The 26,632-nt window shown below is 60.4% G+C and carries 26 protein-coding genes and 1 tRNA gene; 13 read left to right on the forward strand and 14 right to left on the reverse strand.

Annotation, left to right across the window (positions count from 1 at the left end):
* Positions 1-496 precede the first annotated feature (496 nt).
* The 5 genes from A9D60_RS16625 to A9D60_RS16645 all read right to left on the reverse strand — a co-directional run bounded on the left by A9D60_RS16625 (position 497) and on the right by A9D60_RS16645 (position 5,519).
* Positions 497-2,986 (reverse strand): hypothetical protein, encoded by a 2,490-nt coding sequence (locus tag A9D60_RS16625; protein ID WP_175392975.1) that lies wholly within the window; start codon positions 2,984-2,986, stop codon positions 497-499.
* Positions 2,983-3,852 (reverse strand): flagellar motor stator protein MotA, encoded by an 870-nt coding sequence (gene motA / locus A9D60_RS16630; RefSeq protein ID WP_039184425.1) that lies wholly within the window; start codon positions 3,850-3,852, stop codon positions 2,983-2,985. The genes A9D60_RS16625 and motA overlap by 4 nt, the downstream gene beginning before the upstream one ends.
* Positions 3,853-3,930: 78 nt before the next feature.
* Positions 3,931-4,536, reverse strand: coding sequence for a MotE family protein (locus tag A9D60_RS16635; protein WP_065268615.1), 606 nt, complete (start codon positions 4,534-4,536; stop codon positions 3,931-3,933).
* Positions 4,536-4,985: a hypothetical protein gene (locus A9D60_RS16640; RefSeq protein WP_065268616.1), complete on the reverse strand. Its 450-nt coding sequence runs from the start codon at positions 4,983-4,985 to the stop codon at positions 4,536-4,538. Before A9D60_RS16640 ends, A9D60_RS16635 begins: the two co-directional genes overlap by 1 nt.
* A 9-nt stretch (positions 4,986-4,994) precedes the next feature.
* The gene (locus A9D60_RS16645) at positions 4,995-5,519 is read right to left on the reverse strand and encodes a flagellar basal body-associated FliL family protein (protein ID WP_065268617.1); all 525 of its coding nucleotides are present in this window, start codon (positions 5,517-5,519) and stop codon (positions 4,995-4,997) included.
* 119 nt (positions 5,520-5,638) lie between these two features.
* Between A9D60_RS16645 and fliF the strand changes: the two genes are divergently transcribed.
* Genes fliF through fliP form a run of 4 tightly spaced genes read left to right on the forward strand, consistent with a single transcriptional unit; the run spans position 5,639 to position 8,943 of the window.
* Positions 5,639-7,315 carry a flagellar basal-body MS-ring/collar protein FliF gene (gene fliF / locus A9D60_RS16650; protein ID WP_065268685.1) on the forward strand — a complete coding sequence of 559 codons (1,677 nt, stop codon included), beginning with the start codon at positions 5,639-5,641 and terminating at the stop codon, positions 7,313-7,315.
* Positions 7,315-7,914: a hypothetical protein gene (locus A9D60_RS16655; RefSeq protein WP_039184431.1), complete on the forward strand. Its 600-nt coding sequence runs from the start codon at positions 7,315-7,317 to the stop codon at positions 7,912-7,914. The genes fliF and A9D60_RS16655 overlap by 1 nt, the downstream gene beginning before the upstream one ends.
* The gene (locus tag A9D60_RS16660) at positions 7,907-8,203 is read left to right on the forward strand and encodes a FliM/FliN family flagellar motor switch protein (RefSeq protein ID WP_065268618.1); all 297 of its coding nucleotides are present in this window, start codon (positions 7,907-7,909) and stop codon (positions 8,201-8,203) included. Before A9D60_RS16655 ends, A9D60_RS16660 begins: the two co-directional genes overlap by 8 nt.
* Positions 8,200-8,943 (forward strand): flagellar type III secretion system pore protein FliP, encoded by a 744-nt coding sequence (gene fliP, locus A9D60_RS16665; RefSeq protein WP_065268619.1) that lies wholly within the window; start codon positions 8,200-8,202, stop codon positions 8,941-8,943. Before A9D60_RS16660 ends, fliP begins: the two co-directional genes overlap by 4 nt.
* A 411-nt stretch (positions 8,944-9,354) precedes the next feature.
* On the opposite strand, the gene A9D60_RS16670 is transcribed toward fliP, so the two are convergent.
* The 5 genes from A9D60_RS16670 to A9D60_RS16690 all read right to left on the reverse strand — a co-directional run bounded on the left by A9D60_RS16670 (position 9,355) and on the right by A9D60_RS16690 (position 15,233).
* Positions 9,355-10,461, reverse strand: coding sequence for a flagellar basal body P-ring protein FlgI (locus tag A9D60_RS16670; protein ID WP_065268620.1), 1,107 nt, complete (start codon positions 10,459-10,461; stop codon positions 9,355-9,357).
* The gene (locus tag A9D60_RS16675) at positions 10,458-11,465 is read right to left on the reverse strand and encodes a flagellin (protein WP_065268621.1); all 1,008 of its coding nucleotides are present in this window, start codon (positions 11,463-11,465) and stop codon (positions 10,458-10,460) included. The genes A9D60_RS16670 and A9D60_RS16675 overlap by 4 nt, the downstream gene beginning before the upstream one ends.
* Positions 11,466-11,468: 3 nt before the next feature.
* Positions 11,469-12,917 (reverse strand): flagellar hook-associated protein FlgK, encoded by a 1,449-nt coding sequence (gene flgK / locus A9D60_RS16680; protein WP_065268622.1) that lies wholly within the window; start codon positions 12,915-12,917, stop codon positions 11,469-11,471.
* A 47-nt stretch (positions 12,918-12,964) separates the two neighbouring features.
* Positions 12,965-14,272: a flagellar hook protein FlgE gene (locus tag A9D60_RS16685; protein WP_065268623.1), complete on the reverse strand. Its 1,308-nt coding sequence runs from the start codon at positions 14,270-14,272 to the stop codon at positions 12,965-12,967.
* A 124-nt stretch (positions 14,273-14,396) separates the two neighbouring features.
* On the reverse strand, positions 14,397-15,233 hold the full coding sequence (locus A9D60_RS16690) for a flagellar motor protein MotB (protein ID WP_065268624.1): 837 nt from the start codon (positions 15,231-15,233) through the stop codon (positions 14,397-14,399).
* Positions 15,234-15,528: 295 nt separating this feature from the next.
* Here A9D60_RS16690 and nirK point away from each other — a divergent pair, with 295 nt between their 5' ends.
* Positions 15,529-16,653, forward strand: coding sequence for a copper-containing nitrite reductase (nirK, locus tag A9D60_RS16695; RefSeq protein ID WP_065268625.1), 1,125 nt, complete (start codon positions 15,529-15,531; stop codon positions 16,651-16,653).
* 75 nt (positions 16,654-16,728) lie between these two features.
* Entirely contained in the window at positions 16,729-17,523 is a 795-nt protein-coding gene (locus A9D60_RS16700) for an SUMF1/EgtB/PvdO family nonheme iron enzyme (protein WP_065268626.1), read from the forward strand.
* Between the two features lie 86 nt (positions 17,524-17,609).
* Here the strand turns inward: A9D60_RS16700 and hemN are convergent, their stop codons facing one another.
* Positions 17,610-18,965, reverse strand: a complete 1,356-nt coding sequence (gene hemN / locus A9D60_RS16705) for an oxygen-independent coproporphyrinogen III oxidase (RefSeq protein WP_065268686.1) — start codon at positions 18,963-18,965, stop codon at positions 17,610-17,612.
* Between the two features lie 217 nt (positions 18,966-19,182).
* Here hemN and A9D60_RS16710 point away from each other — a divergent pair.
* Positions 19,183-19,269: transfer RNA gene (locus A9D60_RS16710), tRNA-Leu, on the forward strand.
* A 141-nt stretch (positions 19,270-19,410) separates the two neighbouring features.
* Here the strand turns inward: A9D60_RS16710 and A9D60_RS16715 are convergent.
* Complete coding sequence (locus tag A9D60_RS16715; RefSeq protein WP_065268687.1) at positions 19,411-20,886, reverse strand: heme biosynthesis protein HemY; 1,476 nt, start codon at positions 20,884-20,886, stop codon at positions 19,411-19,413.
* Between the two features lie 10 nt (positions 20,887-20,896).
* Complete coding sequence (locus tag A9D60_RS16720; RefSeq protein WP_141117945.1) at positions 20,897-21,880, reverse strand: COG4223 family protein; 984 nt, start codon at positions 21,878-21,880, stop codon at positions 20,897-20,899.
* 73 nt (positions 21,881-21,953) lie between these two features.
* On the opposite strand from A9D60_RS16720, the gene A9D60_RS27025 reads away from it, so the two are divergent.
* On the forward strand, positions 21,954-22,256 hold the full coding sequence (locus A9D60_RS27025; RefSeq protein ID WP_254656717.1) for a hypothetical protein: 303 nt from the start codon (positions 21,954-21,956) through the stop codon (positions 22,254-22,256).
* A gap of 27 nt (positions 22,257-22,283) precedes the next feature.
* On the opposite strand, the gene A9D60_RS16725 is transcribed toward A9D60_RS27025, so the two are convergent.
* Positions 22,284-23,009, reverse strand: coding sequence for a uroporphyrinogen-III synthase (locus A9D60_RS16725; protein WP_065268627.1), 726 nt, complete (start codon positions 23,007-23,009; stop codon positions 22,284-22,286).
* A 74-nt stretch (positions 23,010-23,083) separates the two neighbouring features.
* On the opposite strand from A9D60_RS16725, the gene tsaD reads away from it, so the two are divergent.
* The 5 genes from tsaD to A9D60_RS16750 are packed head-to-tail and all read left to right on the forward strand — an operon-like array spanning position 23,084 to position 26,278.
* Positions 23,084-24,181 (forward strand): tRNA (adenosine(37)-N6)-threonylcarbamoyltransferase complex transferase subunit TsaD, encoded by a 1,098-nt coding sequence (gene tsaD / locus A9D60_RS16730; protein WP_065268628.1) that lies wholly within the window; start codon positions 23,084-23,086, stop codon positions 24,179-24,181.
* Positions 24,178-25,140, forward strand: coding sequence for an NAD(P)H-dependent glycerol-3-phosphate dehydrogenase (locus tag A9D60_RS16735; protein WP_065268629.1), 963 nt, complete (start codon positions 24,178-24,180; stop codon positions 25,138-25,140). Before tsaD ends, A9D60_RS16735 begins: the two co-directional genes overlap by 4 nt.
* 1 nt (position 25,141) lies before the next feature.
* On the forward strand, positions 25,142-25,414 hold the full coding sequence (locus A9D60_RS16740) for a YciI family protein (RefSeq protein ID WP_065268630.1): 273 nt from the start codon (positions 25,142-25,144) through the stop codon (positions 25,412-25,414).
* The gene (locus tag A9D60_RS16745; protein WP_065268631.1) at positions 25,414-25,836 is read left to right on the forward strand and encodes an EVE domain-containing protein; all 423 of its coding nucleotides are present in this window, start codon (positions 25,414-25,416) and stop codon (positions 25,834-25,836) included. The genes A9D60_RS16740 and A9D60_RS16745 overlap by 1 nt, the downstream gene beginning before the upstream one ends.
* A gap of 46 nt (positions 25,837-25,882) precedes the next feature.
* Positions 25,883-26,278 (forward strand): DUF1761 domain-containing protein, encoded by a 396-nt coding sequence (locus A9D60_RS16750; RefSeq protein WP_065268688.1) that lies wholly within the window; start codon positions 25,883-25,885, stop codon positions 26,276-26,278.
* The last annotated feature ends 354 nt before the right edge of the window (positions 26,279-26,632 follow it).

A 26,632-nucleotide genomic window follows, 5' to 3' on the forward strand; every position in this document is an offset into this window, starting at 1 on the left:
AGAGCCAAAAGCACCGTCGGACTGAAAAGTTGCTCTGTCGTCAGCTTAGGCACAGTTCACGCCTCGCGCATTGAAGTTTCCGATCGCACGGCGGCACCAGCCAAACAGCCCTGTAAGCGCGCAGGCCAGGGCATCAACAGATCGGCATTTTCCATTCGGCGCCCGCAGCAGAGTAATACTCAGCCTGGATGCTACCCGCGTCATTCGGGAACCAGCCTCCCTCCGGCCGGCCGGCCAGCGGAGGGGTAAGATTGCTGTGAAGAGAAGTTCGACTTGCGCGCGCGTGCTTACTTCGGCTCTGCAGCCTGCGGCCGCCGCGCGCTGAAACAGCCCCTGCGGGCCAAGGAGTATGTAATTATCCGGCATTCTGCCCGTTCCAAATCAGGATTCACCCGTTTGTGACGTTACCGGCAGGCGGTTGACAAAGTGTTATCAGAACCAGCACCGGCTGCCCCATGAAAGAGGCAGCCGGTGAAACTTTGGTGCTGTGTTTGGTTTACTGATTACCGGCAGGCTGCGCGAGGCCTTTGCCGATTTGGTTCAGAAGATCGGCAATACCGCCCCGCGTTCCTTCGCTGCTTTCAACCAGCGCCCGGGCGTGGGCGAGCGGCGCCAGGCCCACAGGGTCCTGAGCGGTCTCGCCGATCTGCGAGGTTACCGAAGCAACGGGTCCGAAAGATTCTGCAGCGTCTCTACCAATTGCTTCGACCGCACCCAAGTTTTCAGAATGCCAGAACCCGCGGGCGGCAGCATCTGCCTCATCTTCAGCCAGAAGATATTCGCCTGCCCGTCCGTATTCTCCGTTCCGCCACAGGGCTTGTGCCCGCATCCGGTTGGCTTCGGCCCCTTCCAGACCCATCAGCTCCACAAGAGCCCGGTGCGGCTTATCAAGACCCAAGGCAGCTTCAGCCATCAGCAGGCGGCGGGTTTCGTCCTCCGATTCCAACGCGAGCTTTGTCAGCAGGTCCTGGGCCTGGCTTGCAAAGCCAAGGTTCAGCAGCCTGCGCGCCACCGGCGCTGCCACCGGTACCGCCTCAGCCGGCGTTGCCTGTTTGGAAAACACCAGGGAATACTGAAGGAATGTCACATCATCGGCACGCTCTGTCAGAAGCAGCATCAGCGGTTCCAGAGCCTCGGCCCGCGCAATCGGCCCGTCCCTGTCTGATACACTCTTCAATTCTTCGAACGCTTCGTGGAATTGCCCCATCAGCGCCAATGACGCGACCAGAGCGTGACGCAAATCCGCCCCCAGCTCAGTTTCCCGGTTTTCCAGTTCATAGGAAGCAATCAAATCCGGTACATCCGGTGACAATGCCTTACGCTCCTTGACGCTGAGCGCAACCAGGTCAATCAGTGCTGCAGGCGCGTTACCAGTCCGCTCGGCGACTTCGCTGGTAAGCTCCTCAGCCATTGTTTCGGTGTCACCTTCCAGTTCAGCAATTGCGGCTTCAGCCAGGTTAATCTCGGGAACTTCCTCCACTCCAGTCCGGTCCACCGACCGCAGCACGGCCTCGGCAACGTGATGATTGCCGACTTCGGCAAACATCTTGCTGACCCGTGGACCAAGATGCACCCTCAAGTGCACCGGAAGCTTGGAAAACGCTTGCTGAATGGCATCCGAGTTAGCACTGCGCTTCACAGCACCATCAGCCAATGCGCCCCACAACGCACTGTCGCTGTCACAGCGCTGCTGCCCGGAAAGCGCGTGGCTAACCGGCAAGGATGTGCCGTCCATCAGCATTGCCAATGTATCCAGCAATGCCACTTCCGGGCTTTCCTGCTGTTCAGGCGGCAGGAACGTCATGATCGAACGGGCCTCGGCTCCAAAGCTAAAATACAAGTAGAGCCGCGCAAGCGCCTGAACCGTTTCCGGGTTCACATCGTCAAATTCCCGAACCAGACCGCTGCGCAGAAGGGCCACTTGATCTGAAAACGGGCTTTCATCTCCCCAGTCCTGAATGGCGACATCCCGGTCCTTCAGGCAATGCGAATCTTCACCATTGTCATCCATCAAAGCAGCGATCAGCCCGGTTTCCCGGTCAATTGCCGAGGTAACGGAGATATGGTCCAGCGGATCAAGCGGCCTGCCGGTCCCGCCGAGCGGATCCAACCCTGCTGACGTTTCCCCGGAGGGAAGACCATCAAGCGTGACATTCAATAGACCTTGGTTGGCAGCGCGTCCTATTTGCTGCAGCAGCCGGCGTTCGGATTCGCCAACCGCAGCCGCGCGCTCAGATTCGTCCATATCGAGCAGCAAGCCTGTCTCGGGAATCCTGGCTGGTGCGGCCTCTTCCGCGACCTCTGTGTCAGGTTCCGGGGTCATTTCTTCTGCCCCGGTCTGACTTCCGAGAAGCGGCAGCTCCACGTCTTTCAGATCCGGCGCGGACCCCTCGGCCACGGCAGAAGCGGCAGCTGTGCTTGAAGGCGGCGGACCTGTCTCTTCGCCCGGCAGCGCTGCCTGCGTGCGTTCCCGTTGTCCAGAAACCGCCGCTGCGAGTTCAAGCGCCAGGCGGGCATCTGCTGCAGCCGGCTGGGAGAACCCGAACCGGTAGCCCGTTTCTGGAGCCGGGGTCATGAGCGGCAGAACGGATGCTGCCGAGCTGAACTGCGGTTTCGCAGCCGGCTTACCGCCGTCACGGATGTCGATCACCAGGTATCCGTCTTTCTGGACGTAGGATGTAACGGTGCATTCGCATCCCAACTGCAGGCGCAGAGGCTGGCCCGGACCGTTTTGCGCCAGTGATTGCAACCGTGTCCGGGGAATCAGGTTAAAGACGCGCGACGTATCAAAAACAGCTTCGGGCGCAGCAATATTCACCGTTGCGGTCATACCGCTTTGTGTCAGCGACCAGTCTGCCCCGTTTGGCAGCCGCATCACCAGACGCGTGAAACCCTTGTGCTCGCCTGAGCGGGTCACAATCGTCTGCGCGTGGACAGCACCCGATGTCAGCAGAAGAGCTGCGGTGGCAAATGCTCGCCAGATCATGCTGCGTCCTGTTTCACCGATTTGAGGGCTTCTTCAAGTTCCGAAAAGCCTGGACGGAAATGCGACGGAGTGTTCTGGCGGCCGACCTCGATGCAGATGGCCGCGGCGTGATTGTGAAGGTTGGCAACCAGTACTTCGCGGATCAGCTGATAAAAGTGGGAATCCTCTTCGACCACGGCCTTCACCTTGCCCGCAAAGGGCGCAACCAGGCCATAGGACAGGAAAACACCAAGGAAAGTACCAACCAGCGCGCCGCCAATCAGCTTGCCCAGAACTTCTGGCGGCTGGTCGATCGACCCCATGGTCTTGATCACACCCAGAACAGCCGCAACAATCCCCAGCGCGGGCAGACCGTCAGCCATAGTCTGCAGCGCGTGGCTGGAGTGCAGCGCGTGATGCAGGTTGGCCTCCATCCGCTTTTCGAGCACTTCCTCGACCTGGTGCGGGTCATCATAGTTCATCGAGGCCGAGCGCATGGTGTCGCAAATCAGGTTCACTGCTTCCTTGTCCCCCAGGATCTTGGGATACTTGTTGAACACAGAAGAGTTTTCCGGATCCTCGATATGCTGCTCCACTTCAACCGGATTGGCCCGCGCGATGCGGATCAGCGCAAACAGCAGGCAAAGAAGATCGCGGTAATCATCCGGCTTCCATTTGGGGCCCTTGAACACCTTCCCAATGTCCTTGAGCGTGTGCTTCACGCCGCCCATGTCATTGGCAATGAGGAAGGCGCCGACCGCAGCCCCGCCAATCATCATCATTTCAAACGGCAGCGACTTCAGGATGATCGCCATCTTGCCGCCGGCCAGAAGGTATCCGCCGAACACCATGGCAAAGATCACCACAATGCCTACAATCCCGATCATAGGTGCACTCCGAATTCCGTTGGTTTTTATTAGTTTAGGCGAGTCTTCCTAAGGAAAGACTAAGCCGCCGCGCCCAAGTTATTCCTTGGGCACGGATCCATTGCGTCCGGCCAGGACCACGCTGATCGTATAGGCAGCTTCAGGGCTGAGGCCTGCCATGATTCCCGCCGCCGCCTCTGGCTGCATCCGGGCCAGGAAACCCGCAGCAAATGCCGGGTCCATTTCCTCGAACAATGCTGAGGCTTCCTTGGGTTTCATCTGTTCATAAACCGTCGTCAGCCGGGATACATCCGCTTCCGTTGCCCCGTCAGCCAGCGCGAGGGTCGCGCGCAGATTCTCTTCCGCCTGCTCCAACGCCGCCAGTTTCATATCAATCGCCTGATCGGCAATTTCCAGCGCTTTCATCCGGTCCTCGATCTCCGCCTCACGGGCAGCCAAGACCTCTTCCCTCTGCTGAAATGCAGCCAGCATTGTCTGCAACTCTGCCGATGTCGGCATCGCGTCGCGCTGCGGCTGCCCGTTGTGCGTTGCCTCTTCTTGGCCCGCCTCCTTGAGGCTCGCCACTTCACGCGCAATTGCGGGCCCCGCCTCAAGCCCCAGCCGCACCACGGCAGAGCCCATCAGCAGCAGCGCCAGCATCATCAGAGTGCCGCTGCGCCGGAAGCGCTTGGTTTTCTTCGCCATCACGCCACCCGATTCTGGCTACGGTTGTGGCGCACAAACATCAAACCGGCAGACTTCGGTTCTTCCTGTGCCTCGGCAGCGGGCTGCGGATCGGCCTCATAGGCTGCTGCCATTGCCGCGTCCTCGGCAGCGGGTGCCGCTGGCGCAGGGGCCGCAGCACCGGCCTCGGGTATGTCGTGCATCGACGCCATCATCAGTTCCAGCCGCTGAGCCACAGATTCGGCCCGGCCGGTCAGTTGCTGCAGCGCCTTGCTGGACCCATCAGACACCTGCTGGGCCGATTGCAGCGATTTGTTCAGGTCATCAACCTGTGCAGACAGAACGGCGACCGCTCCGCCAACACCTTTTTCCAGGTCATTGAACCGCTTCAGCCGGCGCGACAGCACCAGACAATAGAATCCGGCGCCCAGCGCTCCGGCCGCAAGCAGGATATCAGCAATAATGTCCATCCTGTCCTCCTAGTTCAGTACGAAATCCATGATCAGCAGATCGCGCACACGGCCTTGACCGGTGGCAATGTTGATCCGCCGCAGCATCTGCGCCCTCAGTTTCGGCAGCGCCATCGGATCAGACAGATCCTCAAGCTCCAATGCTCTCAGATAGCTGTTCAGGACATCGACAACCCGCGGGAGGACTCTTTCGACTTCGGCCTGGTGTGCCAGGCTGACCTCTAGTTGCGCGCGGAACCTGAGATGCTTCAAACCGCTGGCTTTGCGCAGGGTAATCAGAATCGGGTCCATTTCGATGAAAGCAAGATTGGCGATATCATTCGCCGTCTCGCCTGTGTCCACGCCTTCTGGCGCCACTTCGGCCGCGGTCGCCGGTTCTGGCGCCGCTTTCTGACCAAAGGGAAGAAGGCCTGACTGAACGGCAAAGAATCCGCCGCCTGCCCCTGCCAGCGCCAGCACTGCCCCAATGATCAGGGGCAGTTTGCCTTTCTTGGCCGGGGTTTCTGCTTCGATATCTACTGCAGCGTCTGTCATGGCTATCCCTAAAACGTCGTGCAGCTTCTTCATAACCTGCGAGGAACTAACCGAATGTTAAGGCCGATCCGTCAAAACGGTTGCATGCCGGAGAGAACGCCGGTGCGACGGAGGTTAATGTGCAGCAGATCAAGAATGTCTGGGCAGAAATGGACATGAGAAAGCGTCTGATTGCCGTGGGAGCCACGGTGATCATGATTCTCAGCGTCATCGCGATGTCCCACGTGGCAAGCAAGCCAACAATGACACTGCTCTATGCCGGGCTGGAAAGCGGCTCGGCCGGGGATGTGGTGCGGGCGCTGGAACAGCGCGGCACCCAATTTGAAGTGCGCGGCGGCTCGATTTATGTGCCGTCCACACAACGCGATGAACTTCGTATGACACTGGCCAGCGAAGGCCTTCCTGCCAACGGCGGCAAGGGATACGAACTCCTTGATTCGCTTAGTGGTTTCGGCACCACCTCACAAATGTTCGACGCCGCATACTGGCGCGCGAAGGAAGGCGAATTGGCCCGTACAATCGTCGCCAGCCCGCATGTGAGCCAGGCACGGGTGCACATTGCAAATACAGGGTCGAATCCTTTTCAGCGGACTGTCGAACCCACAGCTTCCGTCTCCATTGTGCCGATGGGGTCTCCGATCACGCCCGCCCAGGCCAATGCAATCCGTTTTCTAGTGTCGTCCGCTGTTACCGGACTGGCAGTGGACAACGTGGCCGTTATTGATGCCAACGGTGCCCTGATCGGCTCCTCTGACACCACTGCAGCAGCTGCTGCGGGCACCGATGACCGCTCGCAAACGATTCGGGAACGCGTGCTGCGGCTTGTCGAGGCTCGCGTGGGCCAGGGCAATGCCGTTGTCGAAGTCAGTGTGGAAACCATCACTGACACCGAATCGATCCGCGAGAAGCTGGTGGACCCGAAAAGCCGTGTTGCTGTCAGCACCGATGTTGAAGAACGCGCTGATTCTTCCACGAACCAGTCCGGCGAGGTCACAGTTGCATCCAATATTCCTGACGGCGATGCAGCCTCTGGCCAAGGCTCCAAAGCAAACACCAGCGCCACCCGGGAGAGAATCAACTATGAGATCTCGGAAACTGAAAAGGAAATCCTTCGCGGCCCTGGTGCAATCAAACGCCTGACCGTTGCGGTCCTGATCAACGGAACTGCCGCCACCAACGAAGCTGGAGAATCCGTTTTCCAGCCCCGCCCTGAAGAAGAACTGGCAGCAATGCGAGAGCTGATTTCAGCGGCGGTCGGCTTTGACGCAGACCGTGGAGACGTGATCACGCTCAAATCCATGGAATTGCCGGCCGTTGAACCGCAGGGCGTCGTGGCGACTTCTTCTTTCATGGATAAGCTCAATTTTGACGCCATGTCGCTGATCCAAATCGCCGCTCTCGCCATCGTCAGCCTGATACTGGGCCTGTTCGTTGTGCGCCCGATCCTGTCGAACCAGGGAGCTTCGGCAACTGCGCTTCCAGCACCTGGCGGCGGGGCTGATGCACTGCCCGGGCTTCCCGGAATGGGCGGCGATGGTTTCATGACCGCACCTGACCTGGGCGCCGGACTGGCCCTGGATGGCGAGATTGAAAACAATGAAACCGGACAGTTCGAGCCGCTGGGCGGTCTGCCTGAGATGGGCACAGGGGATATGATGGGCGCTATCGGCCTGCCCGCCATGGGCGGCAGCACGGGTGATCCCGTCGACCGCCTGCGCAGCCTCATCGGCGAACGGCAGGAAGAAACCGTCCAAATCCTGCGCGGCTGGCTGGAAGAGAGTAAGGAACAGGCCTGATGACGATTGCACATTTGCTAGAAGACTTCGGTATGAAGACACCGGTGGAGCCTGCTCTGCCAGCAATTTCCGAGGAGCTCATAGAAGAACAGCGCCTGGCGTCCTTTGAGAACGGCTATAGTGCCGGCTGGGATGACGCGGTGACGGCAAAGGATCAGGAGAACACCCGGATCTCAGCCGAACTTGCCAGTTCGCTTGAGGACCTGAATTTCACCTACCAGGAAGCGCAAAGCCAGCTGCTCGACTCACTGGATCCGATGTTCAAGGTGCTGACCAGTGCGGTTCTTCCGGATGCGATGGCTGCTTCCTTCGGCCATCACATCGTCGACCAGCTGGCAGGCATGGCCAAGGGGCAGACCGACCAGCCGATGCAAATCGTGGTTTCTCCAGGCGAAGGCGCTGCAGTTCGCAGTCTGCTGCCGGAGAAGTTTTCCGTGCCAGTGACAGTTCGGGAAGACAGCGTTCTGTCGCCGGGCCAAGCGTATCTGAGCGTGGGCGGCGCGGAGTGTGAAATCAACTGCGACGCCCTTCTCGAGTCCATCCAGGATTCGATCGAAGCCTTTACCTATCACGCAAATGAGGACAGCCACTATGGATGACGCGGCCGATCTGAACAAGAAATCTGCCGATGCGAGCAACCCATTCGTTTCGGTTCCCGTTGAAGTGGTTGTCTCGGTCGGTAAGGCCCGGCCATTGATCCGCGACCTGGTCAGCCTGGGTGAAAACGCCATTCTGACCTTGGACAAGCGGGTCGAAGACCCGGTGGACCTGTATGTAGGTGACCGGCTTGTGGCCCGCGGCCAATTGGAAGAACTGGAAGGCGACCAGGCAGGACAGCTGGCCGTGCGCCTAACGGAAATTGCCGATCTGCAAAGCGGTTTGGGATGACACATACGACATTTGTGCGGGCGGCTCTGGTCTCAGTTCTGCTGCTGGCCCTGCCGCACACCGCTCTGGCTCAAGAAATGAGCCTCTCACTGGCTGACGGGCAGTCGATATCCGCCCGCTCTATCCAGCTGATCCTGCTAATTACTGTGCTCAGCCTGGCCCCGGGCCTGCTGATCATGATTACCTGCTTCCCGTTCCTGGTGACGGTTCTTTCCATCCTCCGCCAGGGCATCGGGCTGCAGCAGGCGCCCCCCAACATGCTGATGATCAGCCTCGCGCTTTTTCTGACCTATTTCGTGATGGAACCGGTCTTCACCGAAGCCTGGACCACGGGAATCAATCCGCTTCTGGAAGAGCGGCTGGAGCCCGGCGAAGCCATCACGCGCAGCTTGGAGCCGTTCCGGGCATTCATGGCAAACAGGCTGGACCCGGACACGTTTTATGCAATTGCAGACCTCAGGCCCGAGACACAGGGCCTGGACCCGGTGCCTGAGGCACCTTTGTCGGCTTTGGTGCCAAGCTTTCTGCTGTCAGAGATTGCCCGGGCCTTTCAAATCGGATTCCTGGTGTTCCTGCCGTTCCTTGTGATTGATCTCGTCGTTGCCGCGATCCTGATGTCGATGGGGATGATGATGGTCCCTCCAGCCATCGTTTCCCTGCCCTTCAAGCTGGCGTTCTTTGTTGTCGCCGATGGCTGGAGCCTGATCGCCACCGCACTGGTCCGCAGCTACTATCCCTGAACATTCCAATCCAAGCTGAAGACGCCGGGCACATTTTGTGTCCGGCATTTTTTTTGCGGAAAAGCCATCTGCAAACAGTACCAAAAAAGGAACCTGCTGCTGTCCGGCTGTGTTTGAACGCACATCCGGAAACATGGCCGCAAACGTCTCTTGAAATTATACGTGCCGCTTCGGACGTTCATCTTGATTCGGAACCGCACATATTGCTCAGCCAAGACGGTCAGTTTATGCAGCTCCCGTTGAACAAACATACCACCACAGGCAGATTCGGTCGCAAGTGAACGGATGAGAGCAAACCGGCCTTTGCTGAGCAGCTTTCTCTTCCAAAGCTGTGTCAGACGGCATCACCAGAAAGCAAAATACCCGGCCCTTACAAGAAAGGCCGGGGCAAGCTTCCCAAGAAGACTAGGGTCAGCGGACCACGAACTCCGCGTGAAGGGCTCCCGCCGCCTTGAGGCTTTTGAGAATGTCGATCATGTCCCGCGGCGATACGCCTAGGGCATTCAGACCGGCGACTACTTCAGACAGAGACGTTGTTTCGGGAACTTCTGCCAGCTGTATTCCTTCCTCTTCCTCGATAGCGGCGCCAGTACGCGGCACGACAACTGTCTCACCATCAGAGAAGGGGTTGGGCTGCACGACCAATGGTGTCTCCTCAATCCGCAAGGTCAGATTGCCTTGGGCCACGGCGACACGGGAAATCCGCACATCACTGCCCATCACAATCGTGCCGGAGCGCTGATCAACCACAACGCGCGCCTTGCGCTGGGGCTCAACCAGGATGTTTTCGATCCGTCCCACCGCATGAGCGGTCGAACGGGTGTTGGTGCGGCGAATGTCCACCTCAACCGTGCCGGAATCCCGCATCAGGGCGACGTTGCCGCCAAATTCCGCATTGATTGCCCGTTCAATGCGCCCAGCGGTGGTGAAATCCGGTTCCCGCAACGCCAGCCGCATGGAATTGAGCGACGCGAGGTCAAAGTCAATTTCCCGCTCAACCCGGGCGCCCGACGGAATTACCCCGGCAGTCGGCACCCCTTGGGTAACGACTGCTGCTTCTCCTTCAGCTACCGCGCCGCCAGCCAGGATCGTTCCTTGGGCAACGGCATAGATCTGCCCATCCGCCGCATTCAGCGGGGTCATGATCAGGGTGCCGCCCAGAAGGCTCTTGGAGTCGCCGATTGCCGACACTGTCACATCAATTGTGCTGCCGACACGAGCAAACGGCGGCAGCGTCGCAGTCACAAAGACCGCGGCAACATTCTTCGGCCGGAATTGCTCCCCCGTCACGTTGACGCCGAGACGTTCCAAGATGTTGGACATGATTTCTTCGGTGAAGGGCGAGTTTCGCAAACCGTCACCGGTGCCATCCAGGCCAACAACCAGACCGTAGCCGACCAGATCATTGCCGCGGACGCCATCAAACTCGACCAGATCCTTGAGCCGGATTGCATTGGCCTGCGCCACTGCAGGCAGCAGAAACAGGCATGTGATAAGAAGGCGGAGAATTCTGATCATGAGATGTACTTCAGCAGGGATAGCTGCGAGCTGCGCGCGGTGACCGTGTAAAGGCCTTCGAGCTGTGTCTGAGCTTCCTGCAGCCGGGTGTAGGTTTCATACGGGTCGGCAGAGACCAGGTTGTTCTTGACGATGCTCAGGCTGGTTTTCGAGGCCTCATTGCGAGTGTTGATTGCATCCAGGCGCCCTTCGATAAAGCCGACATCGGCCTGAACCTTGATCAACCGGTCTTCACTTTCCGTCAGCTCGCTGCTGGCCTCGATAACCAGGTCGATCTTTACATCCTCAGTCAAGCCGAGACCGGGCTCGTCGGCCAGCGCCGTGATCACATAGCTTTGCAGCGCATGTTTGAGGCTGGGGTCAGTGGCTTGGATGCCAAGGGAAACTTGTTCGCCCTCGCCCACTGTCACCGGCTGCAGCGCGGTTGCCGAGCCATTGTACATGACAGTGTCAAAGCCGGCCGGGTCATCAAACCAGTCCTTGACCGCCTGAATAATGTCGTTGGCTGTTGTCAGCCCTGATACTTCCGTCAGAATGGCGCTCATCAGCGTTCCGGAATTGTTGAGCGGCTTGGTATCCGTTGCCGTGCCGGCAAAGATGGTGCGGCCGCCGACTGAGGTGTTCAACAAATTGATGGCGCTCGACATCCTCTGCCTGGCCTGGCTTCCGAACTGCTCTGCATTGTACTCGTCCATTGCCGGCGAGAGCGTCAGGATATCATTGCGCATCGACTGAACCTGGCCTTGAACTTTTTCGAGGCTGCCCTGAATGGTGGTGGCAAACAGCTGCACTTCGCTATTGGTGACCATGTAGCTGTCGAGCCGGTTCAAATTGCTTTCCAGATCCGCCAGATACGTGAAATCTCCTCCCAGGCGTTCAGTCAGGTTGGAGGTTTTCCCGGTTGCGAACTCCTCTGAAAGAGTCGTGACGTTTTCCTTGAGCTCCGCATTCCGGCCGCGGAGAAAGAGGTGCTGCGCCATATCGCCATAAGAATTAATAATCATGCGTCAGATCCTCAAAAGCGTTTCCATAAGTTCGTCAACTACAGAGATGACCCGGGCATTGGCGGCATAGTATTTTTCCACCAGCATCAGGTTCTGCAGCTCGGCATCAGTATCGACCCCGAGTGCAAGCTCCGCCTGGCTCAGCTCATTGAAGCTGGTGGCCGCAAAGGCCGAGCCGCGCGAGGCTGTTTCATTGTCCTGCGCAAAACGCGACAACAGGTTCGCGCTTAGGGTGCTTGCTGTCAGGTCCGATGTCCCAAGACCAACCGAGGAGACCGTACGGGTGGTGTTCAGCGCGTCGGAATAGGCTTGCAACAGGCTCGAATCTCCGGGGTCGCCCGGCGCAGCGGAATAAAGCCCGTCGCGGAACCGCCAAGTCTCTGCGCTGCCCGTCAGGGACACCAGATCGTTCAGCTCGATCCGGTTGGATATCCCGACAGTATTGGCAGCATCAAAAAAGCCGCCGTCGTCAGTAAAGATACCTGCATCGGTCACCCCGATCGTGCCGTCCAGTACCGGGTCCTGGAAGCGCTCGATCAGATCCCGTGCCATCGCATCCAGGTCTTCCTGGGCTTCCACCGCGGTCACATCCCGGATTTCGAATTGCGCGGTCAGTGTGCCGCCCCGCAGCGGGCCGTCAGGGCTTGTGTCAATGACCCTTCCGTCGACCTCAAGCCCGGACAGCATGCCGTTGCCCAGTGTCATATGAGGCATGATATCCCGCGACGGGTTAAAGCTCAGCTCAGACGCTTTGCCATCCAGCAGCCTCACTCCGCCGGTTGAATACAGCGTAACCTGGCCATTATCGCGCCGGACCACATTGACCGGAATGATCTTGTTCACCTGATCGATCAGCTGGTCCCGCTGGTCGTGCATCGAGACGGCATCCATGCCGCCAGCTTCCACGACCATAATGCGCGCATTCAGCTTCTCGATTTCCTTCAACGCCTGGTTCACGGTATCTACCTGGCTATTGATCGCACTGTCCGCGTTGATCCGCAGGTCGCGCAACCCTTCTGCCGTTCTGGAAATCGAATCTGCCAGGGTCTCCGCTTTAACCGACAGATCATTGAGCCGGGGCTGCGAATCCGGGCGGGAAACAACCTCAATCAGAGAAGATTCAAACTCCGATAGCTGGGACGCCAGCGACATCTCGTCATCAACGGTGCCGACCAGATCCGACATCCGGTCGAAGAAATCGGCCTGGATCTTGGCCGCGCCGTATTCAGCCTCAGCTACCCTGCGGTTGGAAATCACCACCGGGTCGTTCAAGCGCTCAACATTGCCAATCCGGACCCCGGGCACGCCCGCACCAGGGCTGTTCAGATCCAGAACCCGGCGCGTGTAGCCCGGCGTTAGAGCGTTTGCGAGGTTCTCAGAAACGATCTGCGAAGACCGGCTGGCCGCAGACAGACCGCTCATCGCGCTGTTTAGGGCGGAATAGATTGACATTTTCAGCCTGCTTTCATGAAGCCTGTGTCAGGGGGCCATCAAGCGCCTTAGCGCTTGATGTTGGTGGTTTCCTGCAGCATCTCGTCAACGGTCTGGATGACCTTGGCGTTGGACGAATAGGCACGCTGGGTCTGGATCATGTCGGTGAGCTCGGTCGCGACATCGACTGCCGATTCCTCCTGGGCATAGCCCAGGATTTCACCGGTCGGGCCATCGCCGGCATCCCACAGGTAGAACGCCCCGGAGTCATCGGTCGGCTTGTAAGTCTGGGAATCCAGAGACTGCATGCCGTTCAGGTTCGAAACATCGGCCAGCGGCACCTGGTAGATGACCTTGGTGTCGCCCGAGTCATACTTCGCAATAACTTCCCCGGATTCGTTGATTTCAACGGACACAAAGGAGCCAACCGCGGTACCATCCTTCACGGTGGTGCCAGGAACGAACTCGTCACCCAGCTGGCTCATCCCGTTCTGTTCGCCAATGACCCCGATATTGATCTCAACCGGGCCGCTGGCAGTGGTGATGGTAACCGATCCGGCCGTGGCATCATAGGCGCCGCCGGTCGTGGTGGCCACGCTTTGGAGTGTGCCGGCAGTGGACGCACTGTCGTCAAACGTCAGGGTGTATTCGCCGATCACCGTGGCGCCAGTTGCCGAATCGACGATCTGCATCGTCCATTCATTGGTGCCGGTTGTTGCAGGTGCCACTGCAACCGTCGGTGTATAGGTGATCGCCAGTTCCTCGGACCGGCCCATGTTGTCAAAGTACTGAACAACATGTTCCACCGGATCGCCGCTTGCGCCAGGGTCAGTTTCCGAAGCCGGCAGGTTCGCGGTCAGGCTGATCTCGGTCGTCGGTTCCGCCGACAGTCGGTTCAGGTCAATCCGGATCGGCTCCAGAGAGTTGCTGGTATCACGCGCAACATCGGGAATAGTGCCGTCTGCCGCTGCTGGGAAGCCCATGAGAACCAGACCAGACTCGGTTGAGAGATACCCGTTCGAATCTGTCCGGAAGGACCCGGTTGAGGTCAGCAGCATTGACGGGTTGCCTCCGGCCTCCACCTCGGTGATCGAAGCCACCGGCAGCATGCCGCGGCCGCGGACGGCGAGGTCAGTTGCGTTATTGGTCGAGACCAGCGGCCCGCGCTCGTCAATCAGGCGGACATTGGTGGTGCGCACACCGCCCGCCGAATAGGTGCCGCCGGAACCGGACAAAACCATGGAATGGAAATCTGTCTCAACCCGCTTGTAGCCGCGAGTCGAGGAGTTGGCGATGTTGTCGGAGATGGAAGCCAACCGGCTGGCGTTGGCGCTCAATCCTGAAACGCCCGCGTTCAGCGACGAAGAAATGGTCATAGCACGCCTTTCTGCTGCATCTAATCATTCTGGATGCAACAGCTAGCGCATGAGCGATTAACGGGCGGCTAACAGATAAAATATGACTCATCCGTCAGCCGCCGGTTTTTTGGTTTTCAGCGTTTTATTCCCGCAAAAGGATGATTTCGATCCTGTCGTTGCGCGCCGCCATGGGGTTGCTGACCGCCAGCTTGCGGTCGGCGTGACCCGTCACGCGCTCAATTCGGGACGCCGCCATCCCGCCTGATTCGAGAAGCTTGCGGGTTTCATCCGCCCTGTCATGGGACAGTTCCCAAACCGGGTTCTTTGCCAGCACCACAGGATGCGACCTGATATGGCCGCCAACTGCGATGTGGTTGGTCACGCCGCCAGACACACGGGCAATCATTCTGACCAGGTCGCGGAACAGGGCCGTCGGGTCTGCCCCGCCCTCTTCGAACAGCGGTGCGTTCTCGCTGGCAAACAGCTCAATGATCAGCCCTTCGTCAGTGACCCGTGTCACGATGTGGCGCGCCATCACGGTGGACACCATACTCTCGCCGCCGCGCCCGGACAATTGTTCCTCGATCGCGCGGAACTTGTCGTCCTCCTGATCCCGTTTGTCGTCAGACTCAACACCGGTATCGCCCTGCGCCTTCTGAGCGTTCGCCGGGTTGATGTCAGTCGCCCCGGTTCCGGATTTCGGCTGGATATCCTCGGTGAACATACTGTCCCCTTGGAACGCACCGTTTCCGCCGCCGGAAATCCGGCTGAGCGGAATCGACGGCGAGAAATAATCCGCCAGTCCTTTACGTTGTTTTTCTGTCGTCGCGTTCAGCAGCCACATCAGCATGAAGAAGGCCATCATCGCGGTCACGAAGTCGGCGTAGGCCACCTTCCATGCGCCGCCGTGATGGCCATCGCCACCACTGACTTTTTTCCTCTTGATGATAATGGGCGCCACATTGCTCTGTGCGCTCATATCCACCACCACTATTTTCACCCATCACCGGGATAGCAGGCGGCCCGTTAATCCTGACTTAACAGTTAAATTTGCCGGCAGTTCCCCTGACTGCCGCACCAATTTCCTCGTGGCCCTTCTACGCTTTGCCTCAAGGACCGGTTCCCGCAGGGCAGGAGTAAATCCTGCATCTTAAAAACCTCTTATCTCGACTTCGAGAAAACTTATCGAAGGTTGATCAAGAACAATATCCCGCGCCGGCCACCGGACTAGGTTCCGGACGACACAGCATATGGGACACCGAAAGGAGATTATCATGCTGACCCGCAGAGCCGCACTGATGGGGGCAGCCGGCGTAGCAGCGCTGCCAGTACTTGCCAAAGCCGCCAAGGCCGAAAGCACCTCAGTTCACGAGGCCGCCGCGCCTGTGGACCTGTCCAGCCTGCAGCGTATCAAGCGCGAACTGGTTGCACCGCCCTTCGTGCATGAACACGAGCAGATAGCACCGGGTGGACCCCGGATCGTAGAATTCGAGATGAAGATCATCGAGAAAGAGATCGAGGTCGACCAGGGCGCCTATCTGCAGGGCATGACCTTTGATGGCTCCATCCCGGGTCCGATGATGGTGGTGCATGAAGGCGACTATGTTGAACTGACCCTGATCAACCCGCCGGAAAACATGCTGCAGCACAACATCGACTTCCATGCTGCAACCGGCGCCCTGGGCGGCGGTGCGCTGACCCTGGTGAACCCGGGCGAAAAGACTGTGCTGCGGTTCAAGGCCACCCGCCCCGGCACCTTTGTCTATCACTGCGCCCCGGGCGGCCCCATGATCCCTTGGCACGTCGCCTCGGGCATGGCTGGCACCATCATGGTCCTGCCGCGCGATGGCCTGAAGGACCACAATGGCGAACAGGTTCTCTACGATCGCGTCTACTATATCGGTGAAAATGAGTTCTATATTCCGAAGGACGAAAACGGCGACTACATCCGCTATGAGGACGTCGGCGAAAGCTATCCGGACACACTGGAAGTCATGAACGGGCTGATCCCCAGCCATGTGGTGTTCAACGGCAAGGTCGGCGCGCTTACCGGGGAAAATGCCATGAAGGCAAAACAGGGCGAGAAGGTTCTGTTTGTGCACAGCCAGGCCAACCGCGACAGCCGCCCGCACCTGATCGGCGGCCATGGCGACCTCGTCTGGGAAGCCGGCAAGTTCAACAACGTGCCGGACCGCGATCTGGAAACCTGGTTCATCCGCGGCGGCTCTGCCGGAGCAGCGCTCTATGAGTTCCTGCAGCCGGGTGTCTATGCCTATGTGAACCACAACCTGATCGAGGCTGTGAACCTCGGCGCAACCGCACACGTGGTGGTCGAAGGCGAGTGGAACAACGACTTGATGGAACAGGTGGTCGCCCCGACTGAATACTCCGGCTCCTGATTTTCGGCTGGATGTGAAACTGGACCGGGCGGCTGCACATTGCGGCCGCCCGTTTTTGCTTGAAGGGGCGCTGACATGAAACTTGAGCTGATTGCCGCCGGATTGGCCGCCGCCATTGGCGTTCCGGGCCTTTGGTTTTCTACGGCCAAGGATCCAGCTCCGCCGGCCGAAACCGTTTTCATCGCGGCAGACACCATCGCGTACCGTCCAATCGGGAATTTTCACAGAAACGGCAAGAGTGTGGTGCCGCCGGAACAGCAGCGCCACGTGGCCGCCTTTGAAATCATGAAAAGCCAGGTCTCCGGCAGCGAATACGCCGCCTGCGTGGCAGCGGGCGCCTGCAAGAAGGCAGACAGAGCACCGGCGGATAGCGGACAGGCACAGACACATGTCAGCTGGCACGACGCAACCTCCTATGCCCGGTGGTACGCCAAGGAAACCGGTCAGCGCTGGCGCCTCCCGGACGAGGCTGAATGGCAGCTGGCAGCAGCCGAAATCTTCGGTGATGAAGCTGTTGAAACGGATAGCGGAGACCCCGCCCAGCGCTGGCTGCGCCAATATGCGCGCGGGGTCACCCTGCGCGGACTGCCGGGGCCTGCGCAGGATCCCAAAAGCGAACCTGGTGCCAATAGCAACGGCCTCACCGGTCTTGGCGGCAACATCTGGGAATGGACGGACGGCTGCATGCAAAATGGCGAAGTGAACAAGGATGGCAGCCTGGAACTCGGCGAGCCCTATTGCAGCGCCCGCATCACCGGCGGCCGCCACCGGGCAGTGGTGATCGATTTCATCCGCGACGCAAGTGTTGGCGGCTGCGCTGTCGGGCTGCCGCCGGATTATCTCGGGTTCCGCCTGGTGAAAGCCCTTTGAGCAGTCAGCACGCCCGCTTCTGGCCGAACTGAAAAGGGGCCTCCGGCTGGAGGCCCGCAAACAGGCAGGATTGCTTCTATATTGGATCAGGACGCGCGGCTGTAGCGCACGCCATCAGGTACATGGGCATCAAAGCAGCTGGCAATAATCCGCGTCAGCGGCCGGCCCTCCGGCAGGATTTCCAGGACTTCCGCGTCCAAGCGCACAAATTCGCCAAACCGGGCCGCAATCTGCGCCAGATCCGCATCCAGACTTCCCGCCAGATCTCCAAAGCGCTGCCGCAGTTCGGCCCGGTCCAGCCGGAATTCACACATCAGCATTTCGATGGCACGGCCGCGCAGCAGATCCTCCTGGCTCATCACATGACCGCGTGCCCCAGTCAGCTGCCCTGCCTCGACCCGCTGCACATAGGCAGGCGTGGCCGCCGCGTTTTGGATATAGCCGTCGGCAAAGCGTGAGATGGACGAGGCACCGAACCCGATCAGCGTCGGGCAGGTGTCATCTGTATAGCCTTGGAAGTTCCGGCGCAGATGCCCGGTGCGGGCCGCTGCCTCCAGTCCGTCGCCAGGTTTGGCAAAATGGTCGATGCCGATTGCGGCGAATCCCGCCTCGGCGAACTTCTCCGCCGCCAGCCCGGCCAGATGATAGCGCGCCAGATCGTCCGGCAGTGTTTCTTCCTTGATCAGCTTTTGCCGTTTGGCCACCCAGGGCACATGCGCATAGCCGAACAATGCCAGCCGGTCAGGGCTCAGGCTCAGAACCTTCTCCACCGTATCGGCCATCCGCGCCTGCGTTTGGTGCGGCAGGCCGTAAACCAAATCAGCATTCAGCGAATTGATCCCCGCTGCACGCAAATCCTCGACACATGCCTTGGTCACCTCAAACGGCTGCTCCCGGCCGATCGCCTGCTGCACCAATGGATCGAAATCCTGGATACCGATACTGGCCCGGTTCATGCCTTCTGCCGCCAGTGCGGCGATCTTGTCCCGGTCCACCATGGTCGGATCGATTTCCACCGAGAACTCCCAGTCCTCCGTATGCGGAAAAACTGCCTTCACTGCCTGTGCCAGCCGATGAATCAGATGCGGCGGCAGGATTGTCGGAGTGCCCCCGCCCCAATGCATCCGCCCCATCCGCAAGCCCTTGGGCAACAGCGGCGCCACCAGCTTCAGCTCCTGCTCCAGTGTGCCGATGTAGCTTTCCACCGGGCTCAGCGTCTGGGTGCCTTGCGTGCGGCAGGCGCAGAACCAGCACAGCCGCTCGCAAAACGGAATGTGCAGATAGACGGAGACCGGCACCTCCGGATCCAGCGCCTGAAGTTCGCGGGCCTGCTCCGCGGCGCCAACGGCTGCGGAAAACACCGGCGCGGTCGGATAAGAGGTGTAGCGGGGCACCCGGCTGTCGAACAGTCCAAGGGCTTGAAGGCGGTCAATCTGTTTCATGACTTTGCTATGCCCCTTTTGCAAATCCTCCACTTTGCGCAGGATCAAACCAGCACGTGGATTTCTTCCAGCTCGAAATCCCGCGCGCTGCAACCAAGGCGCTGTATTCACACAATAAAACGCACTCCTGAGCAATTGCGAAAAAATTGTGATGTGGTGAGACTTTTCCGTTTGACGCTGCCTGCGACTCCGCTTATACGCCGGTTCCACGACACCTGCCCAGGTGGCGGAATTGGTAGACGCGCTAGCTTCAGGTGCTAGTGTCCGTATGGACGTGGAGGTTCGAGTCCTCTCCTGGGCACCATTCCCCAAACAGTCTGAATTTATGATTGCATGGATCGCCGCTGCTCCGGCATAGGCGTGTGCCGTGCGGTCATCTGAAATGAAAAAACGGCAGGACTCGCCTGCCGTTTTTCTTGGATAGCCGTCTGAATGGAAACCGGCTTCAGTTCACCGGTTTAACCGTTTCCTGAATCTCGCTCTCTGCATCCTCGGCGTCTTCGACAATCTCCGCATCCTCGACCGGTTCCGCGCTTTTGTCCTCAAGTGCGCCCGTGATCAGCGGCAGCATGTGTGCGGCAGCCACGCTGGCCACCTCCGGCGTCTCCGGCCGCTTCCAGGACAGGGTGTCAAAACTGGAGCAATGCTCGCAGACCGGCGCCCATTCGGCATGTATGTGGTTGCAGCTGTCGCAGACCCACTGGGGCCCGCGCGGTGCGGTCAGCGCCTTGGCCAGCCAGCCCTGCACCACCTTGTCGCTCGCGCCCTCGCCGCGCTCGATCGCGGCCATCAGCGTCAGCGCGCGGGCATCCGGCGCCCGTTTTGCCAGATCATGCAGCCAGCGGCGGGCTTCGGGGAAATCCTCGGCCACGATGTTCAGCTCCGCCATCACCAGCCGGGTCTCATCGTTCAGCGGCTTGATACGTGCCAGTTGATCGAACCGTTTGACGCGTTCAGCGGCGGTTTCCTCCGGTTCGATTTCAGCAAAGGCGTGGGCCAGATCCGGGTGCGGCTGGCTTTCCCAGGCTTTCTTCAAGAGCCGCACAGCCGGGCGCTTCTTGCCTTTGGCGATATAGGCGCGGGCCGCCATAGCAGCAGCCGGGACCAGATCCGGCGACAGGCGGTTGGCCTCGATCGCCTGTTCCTGCTGCTCAACCGTCGCGCCTTCGTCCAGCACCCCCTTGGAGGCCGACAAGGCCAGAACCGCATCGCGGCGCTTGTACACATCGCGCGGCAGGGTGCCGGTCTTAAGCTTGGTCGACAGCGTCTTGCGCGCGCCTGCCCAATCCTCAGCCTGGGCTTGCAGACGCAGCAGCGTGTCCTGAACCTCTTCATGCTTAGGACGCAATGCCAGCGCCTTTTCGGCCAGCTGGCGGGCGGTATCCGTATCGCCCTCGGACAGCTTCTGCTTCATGATCCCGCGCACGCCGACAAAGCGGGTCGGCTGGTTCGCCAGAAGGCGCTTGTACGCCTCAGCAGCCTTGTGGGTATCGCCGCTCATCTCAGCCGCCTGGGCCACCAGCAGATCGGTCAGTTCCGGCTTCTGCAGATACTTCTCCGCCCGCGCGGCCTTGGCCAGTGCCAGGCGCCCCTCGCCGGAGGCCAGAGCCATCAGACCGTCTGACAGCGCCTGATAGCCTTTACGCTCGCGGCCCTTGTCCCAATAGCGCGACAGGGCGGTTTCATCGCCATTCAGGAAATGCAAGGTGGCAACCAGCAGCGACAGCAGCTTCAGGAACAGCCAAAGGCCCACAACCAGCACGCCCAGCGCGATGACTGATTGCAGCGCGCCAAGGGTGTATTCCGTGCCGGCAACGGTGATCTGCACCCCGCCGGCTGTTTCCATCAGCAGGCCTGCACCAAAGGCCAGAAGCGCGACGATTGAGACAAATACGAGGATCTTCAACAACGACCAGAGCATGGCGGCTTCCTTATTTGGCTTGCAGGCTTTGGGCCAGTTCAGCAGCTGCGGTAACAGCAGCCGCCCGCGCATTTGCCGCGGCTTCCCAATTGGACAGGGCGGCACGGGCCGTTTCGGGCAATACAGATAGTTCGTTCAGCGCTTCCTGCAGCTTGCCTGCTGCCACTGCAGCCTCGGCACGGGACAGGACCGCATCCGGGCCGTCGCCTTCCTGCGGGGTTACAGAGCGCGCGCCCAGATGCCGGTTCACGTAGTCCAGCAATCCACCGCTGCCTTTGGTCTCTTCACGCGCCGCGGCCAGCGCGTCCCTGGCCGCCGGGGCAAAGCTGTCACGCAAGGATGAAATGGTGGCGACACCGCTGTCAGCCGGACCGGACAGGGCCGCGGGCACGTCCACGCCAAGGTTGGAAAGCTCCTGCACATTGGCGGCATAGCTGTTGCCGCTGTCCAGAGCGGAGCGCAGCTGCGCCAGCTGGGTCTGGGCGCTGGCAATCCGCGCGGCCTCTGCACTTGCGGCATCCATTGCCTGAGCTTCGGCCAGCATCTGTTCAACTTCAGAGCGCTGCGCGGCAAGGCTCTCCTGCAGCTTGGCCAGTTCGGTTTCAAACGCGGCCACTGCCTCAGGCGAAGTCCCTTCCGGCGGGCGGGTTTCCACTGCGGACAACCGGGCCGCCAGTGCGTCCAGATCCGCCCGCAAACCCGCATCCGGGGCCGGTGCGTTTTTGAGCGGTTCAATATCAGCGGCCAGGGTATCAATGCGGGATGCAAGCGGCCCAAGGTCGGGGACCTGATTGGCCTCCACCTGCTCTTTCAATGCGGCAAGGGCCGCCTCCAGCTCTGCCTGTCCGGTCTCAAGCGCGGTCAGGTCTACGCCGCCGCGCATGGATGCAGGCAGGACGCTGTCGAGCCAGCCGCCCTGGCCGGCCACAAAGCCGATCACCGCAGCCACGGCACCGCCCAGAACGGCGGAGCCGAACCCGCTGCGCTTTTCCACCACCCGTTCGATTTCGCGGGGCGCCTCAGATGCGGCAATCGGTTCAACCGACGCTTCTTCCCGCTCTGCAGCGGTGTCCTGTTCAAAAGACGAAATCCCGGTCTCGGTCTCGGTCTCGGTCTCGGTCTCGGTCTCGGTCTCGGTCTCGGTCTCGGTCTCGGTCTCGGTCTCGGTCTCGGTCTCGGTCTCGGTCTCGGGAAACCGGGGAATCTACATCATCAGAGGTGTCAACGGACTCAGAACCGGTTTCGTCCGCAGCATTCTGTTCCGAGGTTTTGGCAGCATCGTCAGCCGGCTTGGTTTCACCGGGGCCGGGTTCAATCACGTCTTCCGGATTTTTCTTGTCAGCCACGCCGGCCTCCCCCTCGATTCCTAAAATACATTCCTGCGAACACGCTGGACCCTACTCCGCGCGCCCCCTGTCCTCAAGCCGGGACAGCTGCGCTGCGGCATCAAGGACAGCTGCCGCCATGGCCGGTGCATCCGGGGCCTTACTTACGCGCAACGCCTTGCAATTCAAGCCTTTCAGCGGTTCTGCAACCGCCTCGCTAAAGGCAATCAGATACAAATGCGAGCCATCCCCGCAGAGATTGGCAAAATGGCGCGCAGTCCTGGGTGAAAATAGCGGCACGATCACATCATTTTGCGCAGAAAGCACGGTTTGCGCCTCCTCCGTAAGCGGCAGAAGCACCTGATCATACACGATTTGCTCGCCGCAGGGGAGGCCTGCATCCGTCAGACGCTGGGCAATACTGCCGCGGGCATGGGCACCGCGCAGATGCAAAAGGGGTGCCTCCGGCCGCCTTTGCATAAGGGTCGCCGCCAATTCATCCGCACAGGTGCCCAGCGCCTCCGCCTGCCAGCCCAATTCCGCCGCTGCCTGTGCCGTGCGTTCCCCGACGCAATAGGCAGGCAACCGAACCGCCGTTTCACGTGAAGCGGCCTCAACGCCGTTGGCTGAGGTGAAGATCACGCCCTTGATGCCTTGCATCCTGACAGGTGCCTGAACCACCTGGATCTCCATCAGCGGCGCATAGATCACCTGCAGCCCGGCCAGCGCCTCAGCAGGCAAGCTGGCGGCAAACCGCTCTGCCGCTTCCAGCGGGCGTGTCATCAGCAATGGCACCATCGCAGGGCTCCCGGGATTGTTTGCACCCCGCTTCGGTGGTAGCCCCGGCAACAATTTGATGCAACGGTAAGGCCATGACAAAGACCCTGACAATTCTGGGATTGGAAAGCAGCTGCGACGACACCGCCGCCGCCGTGGTGCGGCAGGCAGAGGGCGGGCAGCCTGAGGTTCTGTCCTCGGTCGTTTTCGGCCAGACCGAGCTGCACAGTGCCTTTGGCGGCGTGGTGCCGGAAATTGCCGCCCGCGCCCACGCCGAAAAGCTGGACATCTGCGTCCGCGATGCGCTGGCAGAGGCCGGGCTGAGCCTGAAGGACATGGATGCAGTGGCCGTCACGGCCGGCCCGGGTCTAATCGGCGGCGTGATGTCCGGTGTGATGTGCGCCAAGGGGATTGCCGCCGCAACCGGCCTGCCCCTCATTGGCGTGAACCACCTGGCAGGCCACGCACTGACACCGCGGCTGACGGATGGGATCATCTATCCCTATCTGATGCTGCTGGTGTCCGGCGGCCACTGCCAGTACCTGCTGGTGCGCGGGCCGGAGGACTTCACCCGGCTGGGCGGCACCATCGACGACGCGCCGGGCGAGGCCTTTGACAAGACCGCCCGCCTGCTTGGCCTGCCGCAACCCGGCGGACCGTCGGTGCAGGCTGAAGCGGAACAGGGTGATCCCAAGCGGTTCCGCTTTCCCCGGCCCTTGCTGGACCGGCCCGATTGCAACCTGTCGTTCTCGGGGCTGAAAACCGCGCTGATGCGGATGCGGGACCAGATCGTAGCGGAAAAAGGCGGGCTGACACGGCAGGACCGCGCCGACCTCTGTGCCGGATTTCAGGATGCGGTGGTGGATACATTGGCCGAGAAAACCCGCCGCGCGATCCGTCTGTATATGGAAGAACAGCCAGCGCAGCCAACCATCGCGGTGGCTGGCGGGGTGGCCGCAAACACAGCCATCCGGGCAGCATTAGAGACAGTGTGTGCGGAGGCAGGCGCTGCCTTTACCGCGCCGCCGCTGCGGCTGTGCACCGACAATGCCGCGATGATCGCCTATGCAGGGCTGGAGCGGTTCAAGGCGGGTGCGCGCGACGGGCTGGACCTGACCGCCCGCCCCCGCTGGCCGCTGGATCAAAGCAGCCCGGCATTGATCGGCTCCGGCCGGAAAGGAGCGAAGGCATGAGCATTTCGGTACTGGGTTCGGGCGCCTTTGGCACCGCGCTGGCCATTTCGCTGGCGGGGAACGGCCCGGTGACCCTGTGGGCGCGCAACCCGGTGAAGGCGCAGGCAATGCAAGACAGCCGCCGCAACGGCACCCGCCTGCCCGGTGTGGCGCTGCCGGAAGACCTCTCCGTCACCGCGGATTTTGCCGAGGCCTGCAAGTCCGAAGTCTTGCTCCTGGCGGTGCCGATGCAGACTCTGCGCGGTGTGCTGGAGGCGTACAAGGATCACCTGGCAGGAAAAACGCTTGTTGCCTGCTGCAAGGGCATTGAGCTGGAGACCGGGCTTGGCCCGGTTGCCGTCATCCGCGAACTTCTGCCGGATGCGCAGGCCGCACTGTTGACCGGGCCGAGCTTTGCGGCTGACATCGCCCGCGGTTTGCCAACCGCGCTGACGCTGGCGTGCGGGGATGCGGAACTGGGCAAGGACCTGCAGGAGCAGCTGACCACCGCCAACCTGCGCCTTTACCGGACAACGGACACCATCGGCGCGGAAATCGGCGGAGCGCTGAAGAACGTGATGGCTATCGCCTGCGGCGCCGTCATCGGCGCGGGCCTCGGCGACAGCGCCCGTGCAGCGCTGATGACCCGCGGCTATGCGGAGATGCAGCGGATGGCGCTGGCCAGCGGTGCCCAGCCGGAAACCCTGGCCGGGCTTTCGGGGTTCGGCGACTTGGCGCTGACCTGTACCTCGGATCTGTCGCGCAATTACAGGCTGGGCCTGTCCATCGGCCGGAGCGAGGATTTCGACCCCAGCATCACGGTGGAAGGCGCCGCCACCGCGCGGGCCGTGGCAGAGCAGGCGCAGCGGATGGCCTTGGATATGCCGGTCACGCTCACGGTAACCAATTTAGTAGATCAGCGCTTGACGATCAGCGAGGCAGCGGCACATTTGCTTAAAAGACCATTAAAAGAGGAATAAAATGCTCATCGCATTGATCGCCCGCGACAAACCCGGCCATTTGCAGACCCGGCTCGACAACCGTGACGCCCATCTGGCCTATATCAACGACACTGGCGCCGTGGCGCAGGCAGGCCCGCTCTTGGATCAGGATGGCAATATGGCCGGTTCCCTGGTTATTCTGGACGTCGAAGACATGGCAGCGGGCGAGGCTTGGGCCGAGAATGACCCCTACAACAAGGCCGGGCTGTTTGAAGCTGTCGAATTGATCACCTGGAAAAAGGTCATCGGCTGATGCGCTACTGGCTGTTCAAATCCGAACCTTCCACTTGGAGCTGGGATGACCAGGTTGCCAAGGGCGATGCGGGGGAGGAATGGGACGGCGTGCGCAACTATCAGGCGCGCAACTTCATGCGCGAGATGAAAATCGGCGACCGTGGGTTCTTCTATCATTCGCAGAAAGAGAAATCCGTGGTCGGCATCGTTGAAGTCTGCGCTGAGGCGCATCCCGACAGCACCACCGTTGATGAGCGCTGGGAATGCGTGGACATCAAGGCGGTGCGCCCCTTTGCCAAGCCGGTCAGCCTGGACCAGATCAAGGCCGACCCGCGGCTGGAGGAAATGGTGCTAGTGAAAAACTCCCGCCTGTCGGTGCAGCCGGTGAGCGAGGCGGAATGGGGTGCCATCTGCGCGCTGGGGGAGACAGACCCCACCTAATCTGCCACTCTGCTCTCAAGTGGCTGAAACCATTGAGGAGAGCATCATGGGATTTCTAAGCGTGATTGTTGCGGCGGCGGCTGCGTTTGGCCTTGGGGCCGCGTATTACGGTGCCCTTGCCAAGCCCTGGGTCGAGGCTTCTGGCGTCGAATGCGACGAGACCGGAAAGCCGAAAGGCGGGCAAAGCCCGATGATCTTTGCCATGGCCTTTGTGTTGCAGTTGATCGTCGTCGGCATGATGCGCCATGTCTTCAGCCTGTCCGGCATTGACACCCTGGGTGCGGGGCTGGTCGGCGGCGCGGGCATCGGCCTGTTTTTCATCAGCCCCTGGATTGCGCTCAATAACATGTACGGAATGCGACCGGTGAAACTGACGCTGATTGATGGCGGTTATGCCACTCTGGCCTGCGCGGCGGCCGGTCTGGTGCTGACGCTGTTTTGAGCGGTCACCCTTCTGAAATGAAAAAGGGAAGGACCTGAGGACAATCAGGACCTTCCCTTCCACCCCGCGTGCTCCACTATCCACCACACGCGTATGAAAATCTGGTTCCTGGCCGTCCTGGCCGGTTTCTTAGGTATAGGCCGTCCAGCGCCGATTCCGCAAAACAATAACCCGGACAATGCGAGCTAAATCAGAAGAGACGGGAAGCAATCCGGAAGGTTTCATCTTCCGGTATTGCCAGCTGAGCCGCGTCCTTCCTCCGGGTCCGCAGCTCCAGATCCCTCAATCGCGTTGCCGCCGCCTTTCACTGCCAGAGCGGATGCCTTTCCGGACCAGGGACCTATATCGAGGCCT

This window comes from Leisingera sp. JC1, from assembly GCF_001679925.1.
In the GTDB taxonomy this organism is placed as follows: Bacteria; Pseudomonadota; Alphaproteobacteria; order Rhodobacterales; family Rhodobacteraceae; genus Leisingera.

Coding starts and splice junctions, on each gene's coding strand:
- A9D60_RS16670 (WP_065268620.1), bottom strand. CDS start 10,461: ATGATCAGAATTCTCCGCCTTCTTATCACATGCCTGTTTCTGCTGCCT.
- A9D60_RS16715 (WP_065268687.1), bottom strand. CDS start 20,886: ATGCTCTGGTCGTTGTTGAAGATCCTCGTATTTGTCTCAATCGTCGCG.
- A9D60_RS16745 (WP_065268631.1), top strand. CDS start 25,414: ATGCGCTACTGGCTGTTCAAATCCGAACCTTCCACTTGGAGCTGGGAT.
- A9D60_RS16735 (WP_065268629.1), top strand. CDS start 24,178: ATGAGCATTTCGGTACTGGGTTCGGGCGCCTTTGGCACCGCGCTGGCC.
- A9D60_RS16700 (WP_065268626.1), top strand. CDS start 16,729: ATGAAACTTGAGCTGATTGCCGCCGGATTGGCCGCCGCCATTGGCGTT.
- A9D60_RS16645 (WP_065268617.1), bottom strand. CDS start 5,519: ATGACAGACGCTGCAGTAGATATCGAAGCAGAAACCCCGGCCAAGAAA.
- flgK (WP_065268622.1), bottom strand. CDS start 12,917: ATGTCAATCTATTCCGCCCTAAACAGCGCGATGAGCGGTCTGTCTGCG.
- A9D60_RS16740 (WP_065268630.1), top strand. CDS start 25,142: ATGCTCATCGCATTGATCGCCCGCGACAAACCCGGCCATTTGCAGACC.
- A9D60_RS16750 (WP_065268688.1), top strand. CDS start 25,883: ATGGGATTTCTAAGCGTGATTGTTGCGGCGGCGGCTGCGTTTGGCCTT.
- hemN (WP_065268686.1), bottom strand. CDS start 18,965: ATGAAACAGATTGACCGCCTTCAAGCCCTTGGACTGTTCGACAGCCGG.
- A9D60_RS16635 (WP_065268615.1), bottom strand. CDS start 4,536: ATGGCGAAGAAAACCAAGCGCTTCCGGCGCAGCGGCACTCTGATGATG.
- A9D60_RS16640 (WP_065268616.1), bottom strand. CDS start 4,985: ATGGACATTATTGCTGATATCCTGCTTGCGGCCGGAGCGCTGGGCGCC.
- A9D60_RS16685 (WP_065268623.1), bottom strand. CDS start 14,272: ATGACCATTTCTTCGTCGCTGAACGCGGGCGTTTCAGGATTGAGCGCC.
- A9D60_RS16675 (WP_065268621.1), bottom strand. CDS start 11,465: ATGATTATTAATTCTTATGGCGATATGGCGCAGCACCTCTTTCTCCGC.
- A9D60_RS16625 (WP_175392975.1), bottom strand. CDS start 2,986: ATGATCTGGCGAGCATTTGCCACCGCAGCTCTTCTGCTGACATCGGGT.
- fliP (WP_065268619.1), top strand. CDS start 8,200: ATGACACATACGACATTTGTGCGGGCGGCTCTGGTCTCAGTTCTGCTG.
- A9D60_RS16690 (WP_065268624.1), bottom strand. CDS start 15,233: ATGAGCGCACAGAGCAATGTGGCGCCCATTATCATCAAGAGGAAAAAA.
- tsaD (WP_065268628.1), top strand. CDS start 23,084: ATGACAAAGACCCTGACAATTCTGGGATTGGAAAGCAGCTGCGACGAC.
- A9D60_RS16655 (WP_039184431.1), top strand. CDS start 7,315: ATGACGATTGCACATTTGCTAGAAGACTTCGGTATGAAGACACCGGTG.
- nirK (WP_065268625.1), top strand. CDS start 15,529: ATGCTGACCCGCAGAGCCGCACTGATGGGGGCAGCCGGCGTAGCAGCG.
- A9D60_RS16725 (WP_065268627.1), bottom strand. CDS start 23,009: ATGGTGCCATTGCTGATGACACGCCCGCTGGAAGCGGCAGAGCGGTTT.
- motA (WP_039184425.1), bottom strand. CDS start 3,852: ATGATCGGGATTGTAGGCATTGTGGTGATCTTTGCCATGGTGTTCGGC.
- A9D60_RS16660 (WP_065268618.1), top strand. CDS start 7,907: ATGGATGACGCGGCCGATCTGAACAAGAAATCTGCCGATGCGAGCAAC.